The organism is Actinomycetospora sp. CA-053990 (assembly GCF_050948445.1).
In the GTDB taxonomy this organism is placed as follows: domain Bacteria; phylum Actinomycetota; class Actinomycetes; order Mycobacteriales; family Pseudonocardiaceae; genus Actinomycetospora; species Actinomycetospora callitridis.
Window position 1 is genome coordinate 2011410 of the sequence record NZ_CP192043.1, and the last position, 16817, is coordinate 2028226.

At 73.4% G+C, this 16817-nt stretch carries 14 protein-coding genes; 8 read left to right on the forward strand and 6 right to left on the reverse strand.

The window, feature by feature from the left end; translation table 11 throughout:
* Positions 1–26 precede the first annotated feature (26 nt).
* From ilvD to ACQPYN_RS10270, 4 genes are read right to left on the reverse strand one after another with little or no spacing between them, the layout of a single operon-like run.
* Complete coding sequence (gene ilvD, locus ACQPYN_RS10255) at positions 27–1868, reverse strand: dihydroxy-acid dehydratase (protein ID WP_433036488.1); 1842 nt, start codon at positions 1866–1868, stop codon at positions 27–29.
* Positions 1869–1925: 57 nt separating this feature from the next.
* Complete coding sequence (locus ACQPYN_RS10260) at positions 1926–2537, reverse strand: PH domain-containing protein (protein ID WP_433036490.1); 612 nt, start codon at positions 2535–2537, stop codon at positions 1926–1928.
* Between the two features lie 54 nt (positions 2538–2591).
* Positions 2592–3362: a hypothetical protein gene (locus ACQPYN_RS10265; protein WP_433036492.1), complete on the reverse strand. Its 771-nt coding sequence runs from the start codon at positions 3360–3362 to the stop codon at positions 2592–2594.
* Positions 3343–3537 carry a hypothetical protein gene (locus ACQPYN_RS10270; protein WP_433036494.1) on the reverse strand — a complete coding sequence of 65 codons (195 nt, stop codon included), beginning with the start codon at positions 3535–3537 and terminating at the stop codon, positions 3343–3345. Before ACQPYN_RS10270 ends, ACQPYN_RS10265 begins: the two co-directional genes overlap by 20 nt.
* A gap of 785 nt (positions 3538–4322) precedes the next feature.
* On the opposite strand from ACQPYN_RS10270, the gene ACQPYN_RS10275 reads away from it, so the two are divergent.
* The 8 genes from ACQPYN_RS10275 to lysS all read left to right on the forward strand — a co-directional run bounded on the left by ACQPYN_RS10275 (position 4323) and on the right by lysS (position 14401).
* Complete coding sequence (locus ACQPYN_RS10275; RefSeq protein WP_433036496.1) at positions 4323–6236, forward strand: acetolactate synthase large subunit; 1914 nt, start codon at positions 4323–4325, stop codon at positions 6234–6236.
* Positions 6233–6739 (forward strand): acetolactate synthase small subunit, encoded by a 507-nt coding sequence (gene ilvN, locus ACQPYN_RS10280; protein WP_433036498.1) that lies wholly within the window; start codon positions 6233–6235, stop codon positions 6737–6739. Before ACQPYN_RS10275 ends, ilvN begins: the two co-directional genes overlap by 4 nt.
* Before the next feature lie 42 nt (positions 6740–6781).
* A complete protein-coding gene (gene ilvC, locus ACQPYN_RS10285) occupies positions 6782–7804 on the forward strand; it encodes a ketol-acid reductoisomerase (protein ID WP_433036500.1) in 1023 nt (340 codons plus the stop codon).
* Between the two features lie 235 nt (positions 7805–8039).
* On the forward strand, positions 8040–9635 hold the full coding sequence (gene serA, locus ACQPYN_RS10290; protein ID WP_433036502.1) for a phosphoglycerate dehydrogenase: 1596 nt from the start codon (positions 8040–8042) through the stop codon (positions 9633–9635).
* 184 nt (positions 9636–9819) lie between these two features.
* Positions 9820–10866, forward strand: coding sequence for a 3-isopropylmalate dehydrogenase (locus ACQPYN_RS10295; RefSeq protein ID WP_274189508.1), 1047 nt, complete (start codon positions 9820–9822; stop codon positions 10864–10866).
* Between the two features lie 74 nt (positions 10867–10940).
* The gene (locus ACQPYN_RS10300) at positions 10941–11870 is read left to right on the forward strand and encodes a hypothetical protein (protein ID WP_433036505.1); all 930 of its coding nucleotides are present in this window, start codon (positions 10941–10943) and stop codon (positions 11868–11870) included.
* A 28-nt stretch (positions 11871–11898) separates the two neighbouring features.
* Complete coding sequence (locus ACQPYN_RS10305) at positions 11899–12690, forward strand: fumarylacetoacetate hydrolase family protein (protein ID WP_433036507.1); 792 nt, start codon at positions 11899–11901, stop codon at positions 12688–12690.
* A gap of 55 nt (positions 12691–12745) precedes the next feature.
* Positions 12746–14401, forward strand: coding sequence for a lysine--tRNA ligase (gene lysS, locus ACQPYN_RS10310; protein WP_433036509.1), 1656 nt, complete (start codon positions 12746–12748; stop codon positions 14399–14401).
* 17 nt (positions 14402–14418) lie between these two features.
* Here the strand turns inward: lysS and ACQPYN_RS10315 are convergent, their stop codons facing one another.
* Both ACQPYN_RS10315 and ACQPYN_RS10320 read right to left on the reverse strand, forming a co-directional pair.
* Positions 14419–15168, reverse strand: a complete 750-nt coding sequence (locus tag ACQPYN_RS10315; RefSeq protein ID WP_433036511.1) for an AIM24 family protein — start codon at positions 15166–15168, stop codon at positions 14419–14421.
* A gap of 99 nt (positions 15169–15267) precedes the next feature.
* The gene (locus ACQPYN_RS10320) at positions 15268–16671 is read right to left on the reverse strand and encodes a class F sortase (protein WP_433036513.1); all 1404 of its coding nucleotides are present in this window, start codon (positions 16669–16671) and stop codon (positions 15268–15270) included.
* Between the last annotated feature and the right edge of the window lie 146 nt (positions 16672–16817).

Sequence of the window (16817 nt, forward strand, 5' to 3'; positions counted from 1 at the left end):
GCGGGATTCGCCACCGAGGAGGCGACCTAGATCGAGCGGACCGCGCCCGTCGCCCCCGAGGTCACGAGCTTCGCGTAGGCGCGCAGGGCGCTGGTGAGGTGGCGGTGGCGCTCGACGGCGGGCTGCCAGGGGCGCTCCGAGGCCTCCATCTTGGCGCGGCGCTCCGCGAGCACGTCCTCGTCGACGAGCAGCTCGATGCGCCGCGCGTCGACGTCGAGCAGGATCTCGTCGCCTTCCTGGACGAGCCCGATCGTGCCGCCGGCCGCCGCTTCGGGGGAGACGTGCCCGACGGAGATGCCGCTCGAGCCGCCGGAGAACCGGCCGTCGGTGACCAGCGCGCACACCGCGCCGAGACCCGCGCCCTTGAGGAACGCGGTCGGGTGCAGCATCTCCTGCATGCCGGGGCCGCCGGCCGGGCCCTCGTAGCGCACGACGATCACGTCGCCGGGCTGCACCTGCTTCCCGAGGATGATCGAGACGGCCTCCTCCTGGCTCTCGACCACCCGCGCGGGTCCGCGGAAGAACCGCCCGTCCTCGGGCAGGCCTGCGCTCTTGATGACGGCGCCGTCGGGGGACAGGTTGCCGGTGAGCACGGCGAGCCCCCCGTCGGCCGAGAACGCGTGCGCGACGTCGTGGATGACGCCGTCGGTGCCGTCGGTGTCGAGCGAGGACCAGCGGTTGGTCGTCGAGAACGGCTCGACGGTGCGCACCCCGCCGGGGGCGGCGTGGAACAGCGCGAGGGCCTCCTCGGACGGCGAGCCGCCCCGGATGTCCCAGGCGCCGAGCCACGCGTCGAGCGAGGGGGCGTGGACCGCGTGCACGTCGCGGTGCAGCAGGCCGCCCCGGTCGAGCTCGCCGAGGATGGCGGGGATGCCGCCGGCGCGGTGCACGTCCTCCATGTGGTGCGAGGAGTTCGGCGCGACCTTCGAGACGCACGGCACCCGCCGGCTGACGGCGTCGATGTCGGCCAGCGAGAACTCGAGCTCGGCCTCGTGGGCGGCAGCGAGGATGTGCAGCACGGTGTTCGTCGAGCCGCCCATCGCGACGTCGAGGGCCATCGCGTTCTCGAACGCGTGCCGCGACGCGACGTTCCGCGGCAGCACCGAGTCGTCGTCCTCGGCGTAGTAGCGCCGGGCCAGGTCGACGACCGTGCGGCCCGCGTCGAGGAAGAGCTCGCGGCGCGCCGCGTGCGTCGCCAGCGTGGACCCGTTGCCGGGCAGCGAGAGCCCGAGCGCCTCGGTGAGGCAGTTCATCGAGTTCGCCGTGAACATTCCCGAGCACGACCCACAGGTCGGGCAGGCGGAGCGCTCGACCTCGGTCAGGCCCTCGTCGCTGACCTGCGACGACGCGGACGCGGAGATCGCGGTGATGAGGTCGGTCGGGGCCTGGGCGACGCCCTCGACGACGACGGCCTTGCCGGCCTCCATCGGCCCGCCCGACACGAACACCGTCGGGATGTTCAGCCGCAGCGCGGCGTTGAGCATGCCCGGGGTGATCTTGTCGCAGTTCGAGATGCAGACCAGGGCGTCCACGGCGTGGCCCTGCACCATGTGCTCGACGCCGTCGGCGATCACCTCGCGGGACGGCAGCGAGTGCAGCATCCCGCCGTGGCCCATGGCGATGCCGTCGTCCACGGCGATCGTGTGGAACTCGCGCGCGATGCCGCCGGCCTCGCGCACCGCGCCCGCGACCAGCTCGCCCATCTCCTTGAGGTGCACGTGTCCGGGCACGAACTGCGTGTACGAGTTGGCGATCGCGACCAGCGGCTTGCCGAAGTCGGCGTCGGTGAGACCGGTGGCGCGCCAGAGGGCGCGCGCCCCGGCGGCGTTGCGGCCCTGGGTGGTGACGCGCGAGCGGAGCGGCGGCACAGGTGACCTCACAGGACGATCAGGTGGCGGAAACGATCAGGCGACGACCGCCCGAGATTACGCCCGCTCGGATCCCTCGCTCGGGGTCGCGTCGGCGGCGTCCCGGTCGGTCGGCTGCTCGGTCTGCTGGTCGGCCTGCTCGGTCTGCTCGGTCTGCTGGTCGGACCGCTGGTCGGCCTCGCGGAGCCTCGCGATCCGCATCCGGGTGGCCTCGAGCTCGCGCTGGTGCGCGGCGGCGTCCTCGACCTCCTCGGGCGTCGGCATCGTGATCCGCCCGCCGCTGGCCTGTGCGACGCGTCCGAGGTCGCGGGTGCGCACGCCGACCAGCGCCAGCTCGCTCTCGTCCCCGCGGACCGCGCGCACCCACCCGCGCTCGACGACGCGCAGGATGGCGAGGTCGTCCCACGCGAGTCGCTGGGAGCCCCACGCCGAGCGCACCCGCAGGGCCTCGGTGTCGACGGTCGTGCGCGTGCGCACCACCCACCAGCCCAGGCCGAGGGGGAGGAGGAACGCCAGGAACCAGGGGCCGCCGAGGAACGCGATCGGGGAGATGCAGATCGCGACGAAGCCGACGGCGATCAGCGCCGGCATCGGGACGGCCCGGAACGTCGCCGGGCGGGCCGGCACCTCGTCGGCCGTCCCCGCCGTCGTCCCCTGCTCGGTGCTCACTCCCGCGATGGTGCCAGCAGGCCGGTGTCCGGGCGCGGTGTGCCGCCGGAGCGCTCACCCCGGGGTCCGGCGGGCGCCGTAGAGGCCGACGAGGTCGTCGGCGACGACCCGGGCGCGGGCGCACTCGAAGCGGTGGGCCGTCCCGTCGGCGGTGTGGATCGCGACGGTGGGGAAGCGGACCTGGACGACCCGGGTCCGTGCGGTCGGGGTGACCTCGACCGCCACGACCGAGCCGGCCGGGATCGCGCGGATCGTGGGCCCGGGCCGGACCGCGTCGTCGGCGGCCTCGGCGCAGAACACGATCTCGTCGGGGTAGAGGAGCAGGTGCCCCGGCACCAGGTCGGGCTCGCCGGTGCCCTCCGGGGCGCCGAGCCCGGCCTCGAGCAGTGCCGCCTGCCGCCGACGTTCCGGCCTCACCGGACGGCGCGCGCTGCGGGCCAGCGCCTCGCTGTTCTGCGCGGGCGCCGGCTGCCGGTCCGCGGCGGGCGTCGCCGTGCCCCGCGCGTGGCGTTCGCGGTACCAGCGCGGGGCGAACCACGAGGGGCCCCACAGCCCCAGGACGATCACCAGGATCGCGGCGAGCAGCAACGGCGCGGCGATCCGCGACCCGGTCCGGCCCTCCGGGAGGACGAAGGTCGCGGCGTAGTCGAAGGCGAGCAGGGCTCCGGCGGGGAAGACGAAGAGCGGCCCCGACCCCGTCGGGCCGCCCACCCAGCTGCGCCACGTGCCGCGCCAGACCAGCACCGTCACGACGACGCAGCCGAGGCCGAGGGCGAGCGCCACCCACCCCTGGACGGCCGGGGGCTCACCAGGCGTCGACGTCATCGGCCTGCTCCCCGGTCGTGTCGACGGCGTGGTCGTTGACCTCGTCCATCAGCACCGCTCCGCCCCAGCCGCCCAGGGCACCCAGGGCGAACCCGGCGACGGTGCCCGCGCCGGGGAACAGCAGCGTGCCGAGGGCGGCGCCCGCGGCGGCCCCACCGATGGCCCCGACGCCCACCGTCGCCCCTGTGCCGCGGCGCGCCCGGCGCGCTCCGCCGCACTGAAACGGGGGTTGTCGGCGTCGGAGAGCAGCTGCCCGGCGGCGGGGCCGACGAAGGCCAGCCGGTTGCCGAGCGTCGCCATGTCGGCGTACCTCGCGTCGGCCGCGGCCCTCGCCACCGGGTCCATGGCGGCCGCCGCGGCCTCCCGCAGCAGGTTCTGGTGCGCGCCGGCGGCACCCAGCGCGGTCTCGCGGCCGCGCTCGGACGCGCGGCTCCGTGCCCCGGCCCCGAAGGCGGCCAGGACGTCCTCGAGGGGCCCTCGCCGGCCGCGCTCCCGGCGACGGCGGCCGCCGCGGCGACCTCCTCGCCGAAGGCCCGCATCGTCGGCTCGGCCGCGGCCGTCGCGACGGACGCGGCGTCCACGACGACGGGATCGACCCGGAACCCGCCGCCCGGCGCGGTCATGTGGCCCTCCCTCGCCCGGTGCTGCGCGGGGTCCGATGCTACGAGCGGACCGGGCCGGTCGAGGGCGGTTTCGCGCAATCGGCGGTGCCGCCGTGGTGCCGGCCGAGAGCGGGGCGGATCACTCCGGCACGGTGGCGGGGTGGAGGACGGGCCGTGCTACCGTCCTGGCATGCAGCGAATTCTCGTACTCGCCGGGCGCGTCAGCGCCTGACGAGCCTCGTGCTCGCTGCCTAGTTCGCTGACGCGCCGGCCCTCTCCGCCTCCTGGCGGCGAGGGCTTTTTCGTGTCCGGGGCTCGTTCACACACTCGTACCTGATCCCCCAGAGGCTGATCACCGATGACCACAGCCAGACCGCGCCCGGCGCCGCGCTCCGGCGTGCCGACCGAGCAGCAGGACCAGGCCGCGCAACCCGCGACCCGTCCGGCCGCTCCTCGTCCGGCCCGCGTCGACCCCACCCCGGCGACGGGGGCCCAGTCCCTCGTGCGCTCGCTCGAGGCCGTCGGCTGCGACGTCGTCTTCGGCATTCCCGGCGGCGCGATCCTCCCGGCCTACGACCCGCTCTACGACTCCACGCTCGTGCGCCACATCCTCGTGCGCCACGAGCAGGGCGCGGGCCACGCCGCCACCGGGTACGCCCAGGCCACCGGCCGCGTCGGCGTCTGCATCGCGACCTCCGGCCCGGGGGCGACGAACCTCGTCACGCCCCTCGCGGACGCGATGCTCGACTCGGTGCCGATCGTCGCGATCACGGGGCAGGTGGGCCGCAAGCTCATCGGCACCGACGCGTTCCAGGAAGCCGACATCTGCGGCATCACGCTGCCGATCACCAAGCACAACATGCTGGTCACCGACCCGGCGGACATCCCGCGGGCGATCACCGAGGCGTTCCACATCGCCTCCACCGGGCGTCCCGGCCCGGTCCTGGTCGACCTGCCCAAGGACGTCCTGCAGGCCCAGACCACCTTCAGCTGGCCCGTCGAGACCCGACTGCCCGGCTACCGGCCGACCACCCGGCCGCACTCCAAGCAGATCCGGGAGGCCGCCCGCCTGATCGGCGAGGCGCGTCGCCCGGTGCTCTACGTCGGCGGCGGTGTGATCAAGGCCGAGGCCTCCACCGAGCTCCTCGACCTCGCCGACGAGACCGGCGCCCCCGTGGTCACCACCCTCATGGCCCGTGGCGCGTTCCCCGATGGCCACCGCCAGAACCTGGGGATGCCGGGGATGCACGGCACCGTCGCCGCCGTCGCGGCGATGCAGAAGTCCGATCTGCTGATCGCCCTCGGGGCGCGGTTCGACGACCGCGTCACCGGCGACCTCTCGACCTTCGCGCCCGAGGCGAAGATCGTCCACGCCGACATCGACCCGGCCGAGATCGGCAAGAACCGGCCGGCCGACGTGCCGATCGTGGGTGACGCCCGCGAGGTCATCATCGAGCTCACGAGCGCCCTGCGGGCCGCGGGGGAGGACGCCCGCAGCGGCCGTCACGAGCAGCAGCGGGACTGGTGGGAGCAGCTCGAGCGCTGGCGGTCCACCTTCCCGCTGGGCTACGACGACCCGCCCGACGGCACGCTCTCGCCCGAGTACGTCATCGAGCGGATCGGGGCGATCGCCGGCCCGGACGCGATCTACGCAGCGGGCGTGGGGCAGCACCAGATGTGGGCGGCGCAGTTCATCCGCTACGAGAAGCCGCGCACGTGGCTCAACTCCGGTGGCGCCGGGACCATGGGTTACGGGGTGCCCGCCGCGATGGGGGCCAAGGTCGGCCAGCCGGACACCACCGTGTGGTGCATCGACGGCGACGGCTGCTTCCAGATGACCAACCAGGAGCTCGCGACCTGCGCGATCGAGGGCATCCCGATCAAGGTCGCGGTCATCAACAACGGCAACCTCGGCATGGTCCGCCAGTGGCAGACCCTGTTCTACGAGGAGCGCTACTCGCAGACCGAGCTCGGCACCCACAAGCACCGCGTGCCCGACTTCGTCCTGCTCGCCGAGGCGCTCGGGTGCGTGGGCCTGCGGTGCGAGTCGAAGGACGACGTCGACCGGGTGATCGCGGAGGCCATGGCCATCGACGACCGCCCGGTGGTCGTCGACTTCACCGTCGGCGCCGACGCGCAGGTCTGGCCGATGGTCGCGGCCGGGACGGGCAACGACAAGATCATGGCGGCCCGCGACATCCGGCCGCTGTTCGACGACCCCGAGGCCGGCGGAGCGGACGAGGTTGCCAATAAGGAGAGGGGGACAGCATGACCACCACACACACCCTGTCCGTCCTCGTCGAGGACAAGCCCGGCGTGCTCGCACGCATCTCCGGCCTGTTCTCGCGACGCGGCTACAACATCCAGTCGCTCGCCGTGGGCCCCACCGAGGAGGAGGGGATCTCGCGCATGACGATCTGCGTCACCGTCGACGACTTCCCCCTCGAGCAGGTGACGAAGCAGCTCAACAAGCTCGTCCACGTCATCAAGATCGTGGAGCTGGAGCCGACGACCTCGGTGCAGCGCGAGCTCGTCATGCTGAAGATCCGCGCGGACGCGAGCGTGCGCTCGCAGGTCCTCGAGGTCACGCAGATGTTCCGGGCCAAGGTCGTGGACGTCGCCCCCGAGGCGGTCACCGTCGAGGCCACCGGCACCGAGGACAAGCTCAACGCCCTGCGTCGCATGCTCGAGCCCTACGGCATCCGCGAGATCGTGCAGTCCGGGATGGTCGCGCTGTCCCGTGGGCCGCGCTCCATCGCCGCGCACCACCGATAAGTTCGTCGTGTTCGTCATTCCCGGAAGGAAGTAGTACCGCTCATGAGTGCCCCGACCACCGGCAACGCCGAGGTCTTCTACGACTCCGACGCCGACCTCTCGATCATCCAGGGACGCAAGGTCGCCGTCATCGGCTACGGCAGCCAGGGCCACGCCCACGCGCTGTCCCTGCGCGACTCGGGCGTCGACGTGCGGGTCGGCCTGCCGGAGGCGTCCAGGTCCCGCGCGGCCGCCCAGGAGGAGGGGCTGCGCGTCGTCACGCCGGCCGAGGCCTCCGCCGAGGCCGACGTGATCATGATCCTGGCGCCGGACACCAAGCAGCGCACGATCTACGCCGACGACATCGCCCCGAACCTCGAGTCGGGCAACGCGATCTTCTTCGGCCACGGCTTCAACATCCGCTACGACCTCATCCAGCCGCCGAAGGACATCGACGTCGCGATGGTCGCCCCGAAGGGGCCCGGCCACCTCGTCCGCCGCCAGTTCGTCGACGGCAAGGGCGTGCCGTGCCTCATCGCCGTCGAGCAGGACGCGACGGGCGGGGCCCAGGCGCTCGCGCTGTCCTACGCCGCGGCCATCGGCGGCGCCCGCGCCGGCGTCATCAAGACGACGTTCACCGAGGAGACCGAGACCGACCTCTTCGGCGAGCAGGCCGTGCTCTGCGGCGGCACGTCCGCGCTGGTCCAGGCCGGGTTCGAGACCCTCGTGGAGGCCGGCTACCAGCCCGAGATCGCCTACTTCGAGTGCCTCCACGAGCTCAAGCTGATCGTGGACCTCATGTACGAGAACGGCATCTACGGCCAGCGGTACTCGATCAGCGACACCGCCGAGTACGGCGACCTCACCCGCGGCCCGCGCATCGTCAACAACGCGGTCAAGGAGGAGATGCGCAAGATCCTGGGCGAGATCCAGGACGGCACCTTCGCCCGCGAGTGGGTGGCCGAGGACGACAACGGCCGCCCGAACTTCACCAAGCTCGAGGAGGAGGGCAAGGCCCACCAGATCGAGCAGGTCGGCGCCAAGCTCCGCGGTCTCATGCCCTGGATGGCCCGCCCGACCACCTGAGTCGCGCACCCTGCTCCCGGAGCGAACGGGTATCTCGCTGCTTCTATGCGCGCGAAGTCCCCGTTCGCTCCGGGCGTCGGCACCCGTCCCGATCATGTGAATCGGTTCACGACGGGTCGGTAAGGTCGTCGTGAGTGCGGGACGATGCCCCGCAGCACGTCGGCGTGTGTTGACATCGGTAGGTGCAGGGCTCGTCGGCGTGGACCCACCGCCGACCCCGGGAGCGAACTCACCGATGACCACCGCCGCCAGCAAGCCCGTCGTCCTGATGGCCGAGAAGCTCGCGCCGTCGACGTTGGAGGTGTTCGGCGACGAGGTCGAGATCCGCACCGTCGACGGCACCGACCGTCCGGCCCTGCTCGAGGCCGTGGCGACCGCCGACGCCCTGCTCGTGCGCTCGGCCACCCAGGTCGACGCCGAGGTCTTCGACGCCGCCAAGCAGCTGAAGATCGTCGGCCGCGCCGGCGTCGGGCTCGACAACGTCGAGGTCCCGGCCGCGACGGCGCACGGCGTCATGGTCGTGAACGCGCCGACCTCGAACATCGTCTCCGCCGCCGAGCACGCGCTCGCGCTGCTGCTCGCCACCGCCCGGCGCATCCCCGAGGCCGACGCGAGCCTGCGGGCGGGCAAGTGGGAGCGCAGCAAGCTCTCCGGCGTCGAGATCCAGGGCAAGACCGTCGGCGTCATCGGCCTCGGCAAGATCGGGCAGCTGTTCGCCAGCCGCATCGCGTCGTTCGGCACCCACGTCATCGCGTACGACCCGTACCTGCCGCAGAGCCGCGCCACCCAGCTCGGCATCGAGCTCGTCGAGCTCGACGAGCTCCTGGCCCGCGCGGACATGATGACGATCCACCTGCCGAAGACCCCCGAGACGCAGGGCCTCATCGGCAAGGAGGCGCTCGCGAAGACCAAGCCGGGCGTCATCATCATCAACGCCGCGCGCGGCGGGCTCGTCGACGAGGAGGCGCTGGCCGAGGCCGTGCGCTCCGGACACGTCGCCGGCGCGGGTGTCGACGTCTACGTCACCGAGCCGACCACCTCGAGTCCGCTCTTCGAGCTCCCCCGGGTCACGGTGACCCCGCACCTCGGCGCCTCGACCGCGGAGGCCCAGGACCGCGCCGGCACGGACGTCGCCCACTCGGTGCTCGCCGGGCTGCGCGGCGACTTCGTGCCCGACGCCGTCAACGTCTCCGGCGGCGCGGTGGGCGAGGAGGTCCGGCCGTGGCTGGGCATCACCCAGAAGCTGGGCGTGCTGCTCTCCGACCTGGTCGGCGCCCCGCGCGAGCTGCAGGTGCTGGTGCGCGGCGAGCTCGCCCACGAGGACGTCTCGGTGCTCTCGCTCGCCGCCCTGCGCGGGGTGTTCGGCGAGGTCGTCGACGAGCCGGTCACCTTCGTCAACGCCCCGGCCCTGGCCGAGGAGCGCGGCGTCAGCGTCGCGGTCGAGACCGAGAGCGAGAGCCCCAACCACCGCAGCATGGTCACCCTGCGCGCGGTGCGCGAGGACGGCGACGCGATCTCGGTGTCGGGCACGCTGACCGGCGAGGACGAGGTCGAGAAGCTCGTCGAGATCAACGGCCGCAGCTTCGACCTGCGCGCCGAGGGCGACGTCCTGCTCTTCGAGTACTCGGACCGCCCCGGCGCCATGGGCGTCGTCGGCACGATGCTCGGCGAGTCCGACGTCAACATCGAGGCCGCGCAGCTGTCGCAGACGCGCGACAAGTCGTCGTCGATCATGCTCCTGCGTGTCGACCAGCCCGTCGCGACGGAGGTCCTCGAGCCCATCGGGGCGACGCTGGGCGCGCGGACGACGCGGTTGATCAGCTTCGGGTGACCGATTCGTCCGGTGGGGTGAGGGCCCGTGGCCCAAACCCCGCCGGGCGCAGTAACCCGGTCGGACAACGAACTCCTACGTTCCGGCGATCCGGCTGCGTGATCGACCGACACGCCTAGTAGTCTCCGCGAGTCAGCCCCGGTCACCCCGTCGCGGGGCGACCCGCTCGTGGAGGTTGTTGCGGATGCGACTCGCGGTGGTGCCCGGCGACGGCATCGGTCCCGAGGTCGTCGGCGAAGCGCTCAAGGTCCTCGACGAGGTCGCCCCTTCGGTGGAGACCACCCAGTACGACCTCGGTGCGGCGCGCTGGCACTCGACGGGTGAGCTGCTGCCCGAATCGGTGCTCTCCGAGCTGCGGGAGCATGACGCGATCCTGCTCGGCGCGGTCGGCGACCCGTCGGTGCCCAGCGGCATCCTCGAGCGCGGGCTGCTGCTGCGCCTGCGCTTCGAGCTCGATCACCATGTCAACCTGCGCCCCGCCCGGCTGTACCCCGGGGTGCGCGGGCCGCTGTCGGCGGCCCAGGAGATCGACCTCGTCGTGGTCCGCGAGGGCACCGAGGGCCCGTACGCGGGCACCGGCGGCCTGCTGCGCAAGGACACGCCGCAGGAGATCGCCACCGAGGTCAGCATCAACACCGCGTTCGGTGTCGAGCGCGTCGTGCGGGACGCCTTCACCCGCGCCTCGCTGCGCCCGCGCCGCAAGCTGACGCTGGTGCACAAGACCAACGTGCTCACCCACGCCGGCTCGCTGTGGTCGCGCGTGGTCGAGGAGGTCTCGCTCGAGCACCCGGACGTCGCCGTCGACTACCAGCACGTCGACGCGACGACGATCCACATGGTCACCGACCCGGGCCGCTACGACGTGATCGTCACCGACAACCTGTTCGGCGACATCCTCACCGACCTCGCGGCGGCGGTCACCGGCGGCATCGGCATCGCGGCGTCGGGCAACCTCGACGTCTCGCGCGCCAACCCGAGCATGTTCGAGCCGGTGCACGGGTCCGCGCCCGACATCTCGGGCAAGGGCATCGCCGACCCCACGGCGGCGATCCTCTCGGTGGCCCTGCTGCTCGACCACCTCGGCGAGCCGGAGCTGGCCCGCCGGGTCGAGGCGGCCGTGGCGTTCGACCTCGCCACCCGCGACCACACCAACCCGGGCGGCACCCACGCGGTCGGCGACCGCCTCGCCGCCCTGGTCTCCTCCGCCGCCGGGACCCGCACCCCGGCGTAGCAGTCGGGATCGCACCGGTCGGTGCAAGCCCTGCGTCCACGCTTGCACTGGGTGCGAGGAAATCCGCGTCGATCATGAGCGCGCGCCGGTGGGACCTCGTCGTCGCCGGCATGGAGCTGGCGTGCGGCATCGGGGTCGCGGCGTACTTCGTCGCTCTCGGGCTCAGCGCTGACGGCGCCCCGGACCGGTCGGCGCTGGACTGCGCGCTCCCGTTCCTGCTCGCCGCCGTGGGGCTGGCGGTGCTCGGCACGATGGCGTGGCGGAGCGTGCGGCGCGCCCGGGCCGCACCGGCTCCCGCGCATGATCGAAGCGGATTTCCTGGCGTTGAGTGCAAGCGTGGACGCAGCGCTGGCACACCCCGTGCGCCGTCCCCGCCCGACGACGTCACACCGCCCGCGCTGTCGGAGCACGGGCGAGCGGAGCTGGCGCGCATCGTCGCGGTGCTCGGGCGCGCCGGGATCCTCGCGCCCCGGCTCCCCGAACTCGCGGACCTGCAGGAGTCGGTGGCCGACGCCGGCGAGCCCGTCACCCCCGGCACGGTGCTCGGGGCGCTCCAGGAGGCCGAGTACTGGCACCCCGGCGTCGACGCCGACGAGCACCTCGCCGCCCTGGCCTTCCACGACAGCCACGGCGAGCAGCTCGCCGACACCGTGGCCGGGCAGGTCGACGACCTCGCCCGGCTCGTGGGCGACGCGCTGACCGTGCGCCTCGAGCACCTCGAGATCGGCGAGCGCCACCGCATCGGCCTCCGCCTCGGCGAGGAGAGCCACGACCTCGACTACCCCGGCGCGGCGAAGTACCTCAGCACCGTCGTCCACGTCGCCGTGGCCCGAGCCGCCCGGGCGCGGGGGCGACGCCTCGCCTGGCTCTGGGTCGACGAGGGCGTCTGGATCACGGCGTTGCACGGCGGGACGACGGTGGAGGCGCTCAACGCCGAGCTGGCGGGGAGCGAGCCCTGGGAGTGGGTCGACGAGCAGCCCCCGACGGCCGCGGGCGAGCCGTGAGACCGCGGCCGGGATAGGGTCCGCGCCCGTGCGTCTCGCCCGGATCACCCACGCGGACGGTGTCTCGTTCGCCGCCCTGCAGTCGCCCACCACCGCGGGCGGTGAGCCCGACGGCGGAGACATCTGCGCCGAGATCGCCGAGCACCCGTTCGGCGACCCGACCTTCACCGGACGGACCTGGCCGCTGGCCGACGTCCGGCTGCTCGCGCCGATCCTGCCCACCAAGGTCGTGTGCATCGGCAAGAACTACGCCGACCACGTCAGCGAGATGGGCGGCGAGGCCCCGCCCGCGCCGCTGATCTTCATGAAGCCCTCGACCACGGTCATCGGCCCGGGCGTCGCGATCCAGCTGCCGCCGGACTCGCAGCGCGTCGACTACGAGGGCGAGCTCGCGATCGTCATCGGCCGGCCGTGCCGCGACGTCCCCGAGGCCCGCGCCCGCGACGTCGTGCTCGGCTACACGGTGGCCAACGACGTCACCGCCCGGGACCTCCAGCAGGCCGACGGTCAGTGGACGCGGGCAAAGGGCTACGACTCGTTCTGCCCCCTCGGGCCCTGGATCGAGACGACCATCGACCCCGGTGACCTCGCGATCCGCACCGAGCTCGACGGCGAGGTCCGCCAGGAGTCCCGCACGCACCTGCTGCTGCACCCCGTCGAGGAGCTCATCGCCTACATCTCGCGGGTGATGACCCTGCTGCCGGGCGACGTGATCCTCACCGGCACCCCGGCGGGCGTCGGACCGATGTCGTCGGGCCAGCACGTCAGCGTCACCGTCGAGGGCATCGGCTCGCTGACCAACCCCGTCCAGGCGAGATAGGCCGCCCCGTACCCTGGACGGGATCGATTCGTCGGGACCGAAGGGGCGCGCGCAGGTGGTGGAGACGGCCGGGACACCGGAGCCGGACTGGGTGTCGACGATGGCCGACGAGGTGATCGAGGCCGCCACACGGCGCCATCCGCACCAGAAGATCGTCTGCGCGTCCGGACTGAGCCCCTCGGGCCCGATCCACCTCGGCAACCTGCGCGAGGTCATGACCCCGCACCTCGTCGCCGACGAGATCCGCCGCCGCGGGTACGACTGCGAGCACCTGATCTCGTGGGACGACTACGACCGCTTCCGCCGCGTGCCCGCCGGGATCGACCCCGCGTGGGAGGAGCACATCGGCAAGCCGCTCTCCTCGGTGCCGGCCCCGGAGGGCAGCGAGCACCCGAACTGGGCGGAGCACTTCAAGGCGCCGATGATCGCCGCGCTCGACGAGCTGGGCGTGCCGTACCGCGGGATCAGCCAGACCGAGCAGTACACGTCGGGCGCGTACCGCGACCAGGTGCTGCTCGCGATGCGCGAGCGCGCCCGGATCGACGGCATCCTCGGGCGCTTCCGCACGAAGAAGAAGGCGACCCCGGAGAACGACGACCCCGGTGATGACGACGTCGTCACCGGCACCGAGTACTTCCCGTTCAAGCCCTACTGCGGGGCCTGCGGGCGCGACGACACCACGGTCACCGCCTACGACGACGACACCACGGAGATGACCTACACGTGCGCGTGCGGGTCCTCGGAGACGGTGCTGCTGCGCGAGTTCACGCGCGGCAAGCTCGTGTGGAAGGTCGACTGGCCGATGCGTTGGGCCTACGAGGGCGTGCACTTCGAGCCCTCGGGCGTCGACCACTCCTCGCCCGGCTCCTCGTTCCAGGTCGGCGGCCTGATCGTCGACGAGGTCTTCGGCGGCGAGGCCCCGATCGGCCCGATGTACGCCTTCGTCGGCATCACCGGGCAGGCGAAGATGTCGAGCTCGCGCGGGTCGGTGCCCACGCCCGGCGACGCCCTCGAGATCCTCGAGGTGCCGGTGCTGCGGTGGCTGTTCGCCCGCCGCCGCCCCAACCAGGCGATCAAGGTGGCGTTCGACCAGGAGATCCACCGTCTCTACGACGAGTGGGACGCCCTCGGGCGCAAGGTGGCGGCCGGGAGGGCCGGCGGCATCGAGACCACCGGCCACCTCCGCGCGGTGACGACAGCCGAGCGCGCGCTGCCGACGACCCCGGAGCCGGTGGCCTACCGGACGCTCGCGTCGGTCGTCGACATCACCGCGGGCGACCCCGCCCAGCTCGAGCGCATCCTCGCCGGGCTGGACGCGACGCCCGACGGCGCTCGCCCGCGCCTCGACCGCGCGGCCGCCTGGGTCGCGTCCTACATGCCCGAGGACGCGCACACACGCCTGCGCGAGGAGCCGGACACCGGTCTGCTCGCCGAGCTCGACGAGCAGGACCGCGAGGCCGTCGCGATGCTGCGCGACCACCTCACCGACGACTGGTCGCTCGACGGCCTGACGACGCTGGTCTACGGCGTGCCCAAGAAGCAGGCGGGGCTCCCGCTCGACGTCAAGCCCACCGACGAGCTCAAGGCCGCCCAGCGCCGCTTCTTCGTCACGGTCTACCGGCTGCTGGTCGGCGCCGACACCGGCCCGCGCCTGCCCACCCTGCTCCTCGCCGCCGGCCCGGAGCGGGTGCGGCACCTGCTCGGCGGCTGATCCCGACGGCAGGGCCGCTACCGCAGGAAGCTCCCGAGCACACCACCGACGCCGCTCTGGCCGGCCTGCTGGCCGCTGCCCTGGCCGGCGATGCCGCTCCCCGGCACCTCCTCGGACGGCTGGACGATGACGAAGCCGCGGCCGGCGAAGCCCATGGTGAAGGCCTCGCCCGTCGTGCGGCCGAGCAGCGTGCCGAGGCCGAGCTGGTCGGCGCGGTGCACCCCGACCTGCAGGCCGGCCGACCAGGCGATGGCGGCCTGCGGGTCGGCGTAGGTCGGCTGGTCGACGTTGAGGACCACCGGCGCGCCCTTGCACGTGATCGCGAGCCGGCCGCGACCGCGGAACACGCAGTTGAAGAGCCCGGCCCCGGACATCGACCCGGCCCCCTGCACCATCGCGATGTCGTAGGAGAGCGACGGCTCGAACGCCAGCACGTTCTTCCCGTTGATCGTCAGCGCGTCGTCCGGGCCCTCGAGGTCGATGAGGTGCACGTCCGAGGCCGCGTCGGCGAGGAAGACGTCGCCGCGGCCGCTGATCTTCATCAGCGGCACGCCCTCCCCGGTGAACTGCTGCTTGAGGAAGTTGCCGATCCCGCCGGAGCCGAGGGCCTCGAAGTGGACCTGTCCCTGGAACGCGACCATCGAGCCCTGGCGGGCGAGGCAGTCGCCGTTGAGCTCGACCTTGAGCATCTTCCCGTTCTGGAGTCGCAGACCCGGCTGCGTGGACTCCTGCTCCTGGTTCTCCGGGGCGAACAGGTTGCTGCGCATCGGGGCTCTCCTCGTGACCTAGCGTGACAGGGAGTGCTCGCTGGGGAGAGCATCCGGCGAAATCATTCCGCTGTCGAACACGCGGAGTCAACGTCGGCGTCAGCGGGGGGACGCGAAGACGACGACGTTGTCCTCGTAGGAACGCGTCGTGCGGTCGAAGGCGCCGCCGCAGGTGACGAGACGCAGCGACGGACCGCCGGTCGCGCCGTAGACGCGGTCGGTGGGGAAGGCGTCCTTGTCGAACCGCTCGACGGAGTCGACGACGAAGTGCGCGACCGAGCCGTCGCTGCGGGGGACGTCGATCGCCTCGCCGGGCCGCAGGTCGCGCAGCCTCGCGAACACCCCGGGCCCCTGCCAGGAGTCGACGTGCCCGACGACGACGGCGGGCCCGGCCTGGCCGGGCACGGCCCCGCCGGTGAACCAGCCGAGGTCCTGCGGCCCCGCCGGCGCCGGCAGGCCGCCACGCGCGTCGAGGTCGAGGTCCTGGAGCCGGCCGGCCGCGACGCCGGCCGCCGGGACCGACAGGCCGGTGGGACGCAGCGGGGTGCGCGGCGAGGCGGGCGCGGCGACGACGGGCATCGGGCGCGCCTCCGGGGCGAGCGCGGGTCCCTGCGGCCCGCCGGCGAGGGCGCCGAAGCCCGCGGGGACGCTGCCGCTCGGGGTGCGGCGCGGCGGTGCCGTCGGGGTCGTGGGCGACGGCGTGGGGGACGGCGTGGACGGCGCGGGGGAGGCCGCCGGGGTCGCGGGCACCGCCGTCGGCGCGTCCGGCACGGCGGTGACGGCCAGCGCGCCCTGGGGATCACGGGTGACGATCACGGAGTTCACCGAGGAGCTGGCGACGGGGAGCGTGACCTGCGCGGTCTGCCCCGAGGTCGTCGCGACGTCCATGGTCCAGGTGCGCGCGTCGACGGTCGCGTAGTCCGAGGCCGCGCCGTAGAAGATGTCGTCGGCGAGGGCGCCGCCGCCCTGTGCGGTGACGTCGACCGCGCCCACCCCGGCCGCGGCGACGACCACCCGCACGAGCGCCGAGCCCGGCGCCGGCGCGGTGGTCCGGTCGGTGAGGAGCTCCGCCTGCGGCGTCCCGTTCGGCCCGACGTCGACGAACGCGGCCGTCTGGGCGGACCCCGCGCCGACGGCGACGCTCGCGGTGAGCGCCGGCGGGCTGGCGGGCGACGCCCCGGCCGGCCGCGCCTGCAGCGTGTAGACGCCGGCGGGCGCCGGGAGGTAGTCGGTCAGGCCCCGGTAGGACACCGCCGACGCCACCTTGGTGAGGGGCATCCCCGGGCCCTCGGCGTACATGTCGACCGCGCCGGTCGAGGGAGAGAGGTGGGCGACGCGCAGCAGCCCCTGCCCGGCGGGGGCGGTGCTCGTCGAGGCCGACAGCAGGGTCGGGCCGTCGGTGAGGCCGGTGGCCACCCCCGCGCCCGCGATCCCGAGGGCCGTCGTGGCGAGCGCCAGGGCCGCCGAGCCCGCTCGTCGTCCGATACCCGCTCGTGCACCCATGGGTCGTCTCCCGTGCCTCGCTGTGGTCACCCGTCCGCCCCGACGCGACACCGTTCGGCCGAACGGGCGACATGGTTCAGGAGATCGATCGACGCAGAGGTCACAACGATCACAGCGACCCGGGGTTGGTGCCTCCGGAGCGGCGC

Excerpts from the sequence above, each read along its gene's own strand:
- ACQPYN_RS10265 (WP_433036492.1), bottom strand. The coding sequence starts at position 3,362 with ATGACGTCGACGCCTGGTGAGCCCCCGGCCGTCCAGGGGTGGGTGGCG.
- ACQPYN_RS10275 (WP_433036496.1), top strand. The coding sequence starts at position 4,323 with ATGACCACAGCCAGACCGCGCCCGGCGCCGCGCTCCGGCGTGCCGACC.
- ilvN (WP_433036498.1), top strand. The coding sequence starts at position 6,233 with ATGACCACCACACACACCCTGTCCGTCCTCGTCGAGGACAAGCCCGGC.
- ilvC (WP_433036500.1), top strand. The coding sequence starts at position 6,782 with ATGAGTGCCCCGACCACCGGCAACGCCGAGGTCTTCTACGACTCCGAC.
- serA (WP_433036502.1), top strand. The coding sequence starts at position 8,040 with ATGACCACCGCCGCCAGCAAGCCCGTCGTCCTGATGGCCGAGAAGCTC.
- ACQPYN_RS10295 (WP_274189508.1), top strand. The coding sequence starts at position 9,820 with ATGCGACTCGCGGTGGTGCCCGGCGACGGCATCGGTCCCGAGGTCGTC.
- ACQPYN_RS10300 (WP_433036505.1), top strand. The coding sequence starts at position 10,941 with ATGAGCGCGCGCCGGTGGGACCTCGTCGTCGCCGGCATGGAGCTGGCG.
- ACQPYN_RS10315 (WP_433036511.1), bottom strand. The coding sequence starts at position 15,168 with ATGCGCAGCAACCTGTTCGCCCCGGAGAACCAGGAGCAGGAGTCCACG.
- ACQPYN_RS10320 (WP_433036513.1), bottom strand. The coding sequence starts at position 16,671 with ATGGGTGCACGAGCGGGTATCGGACGACGAGCGGGCTCGGCGGCCCTG.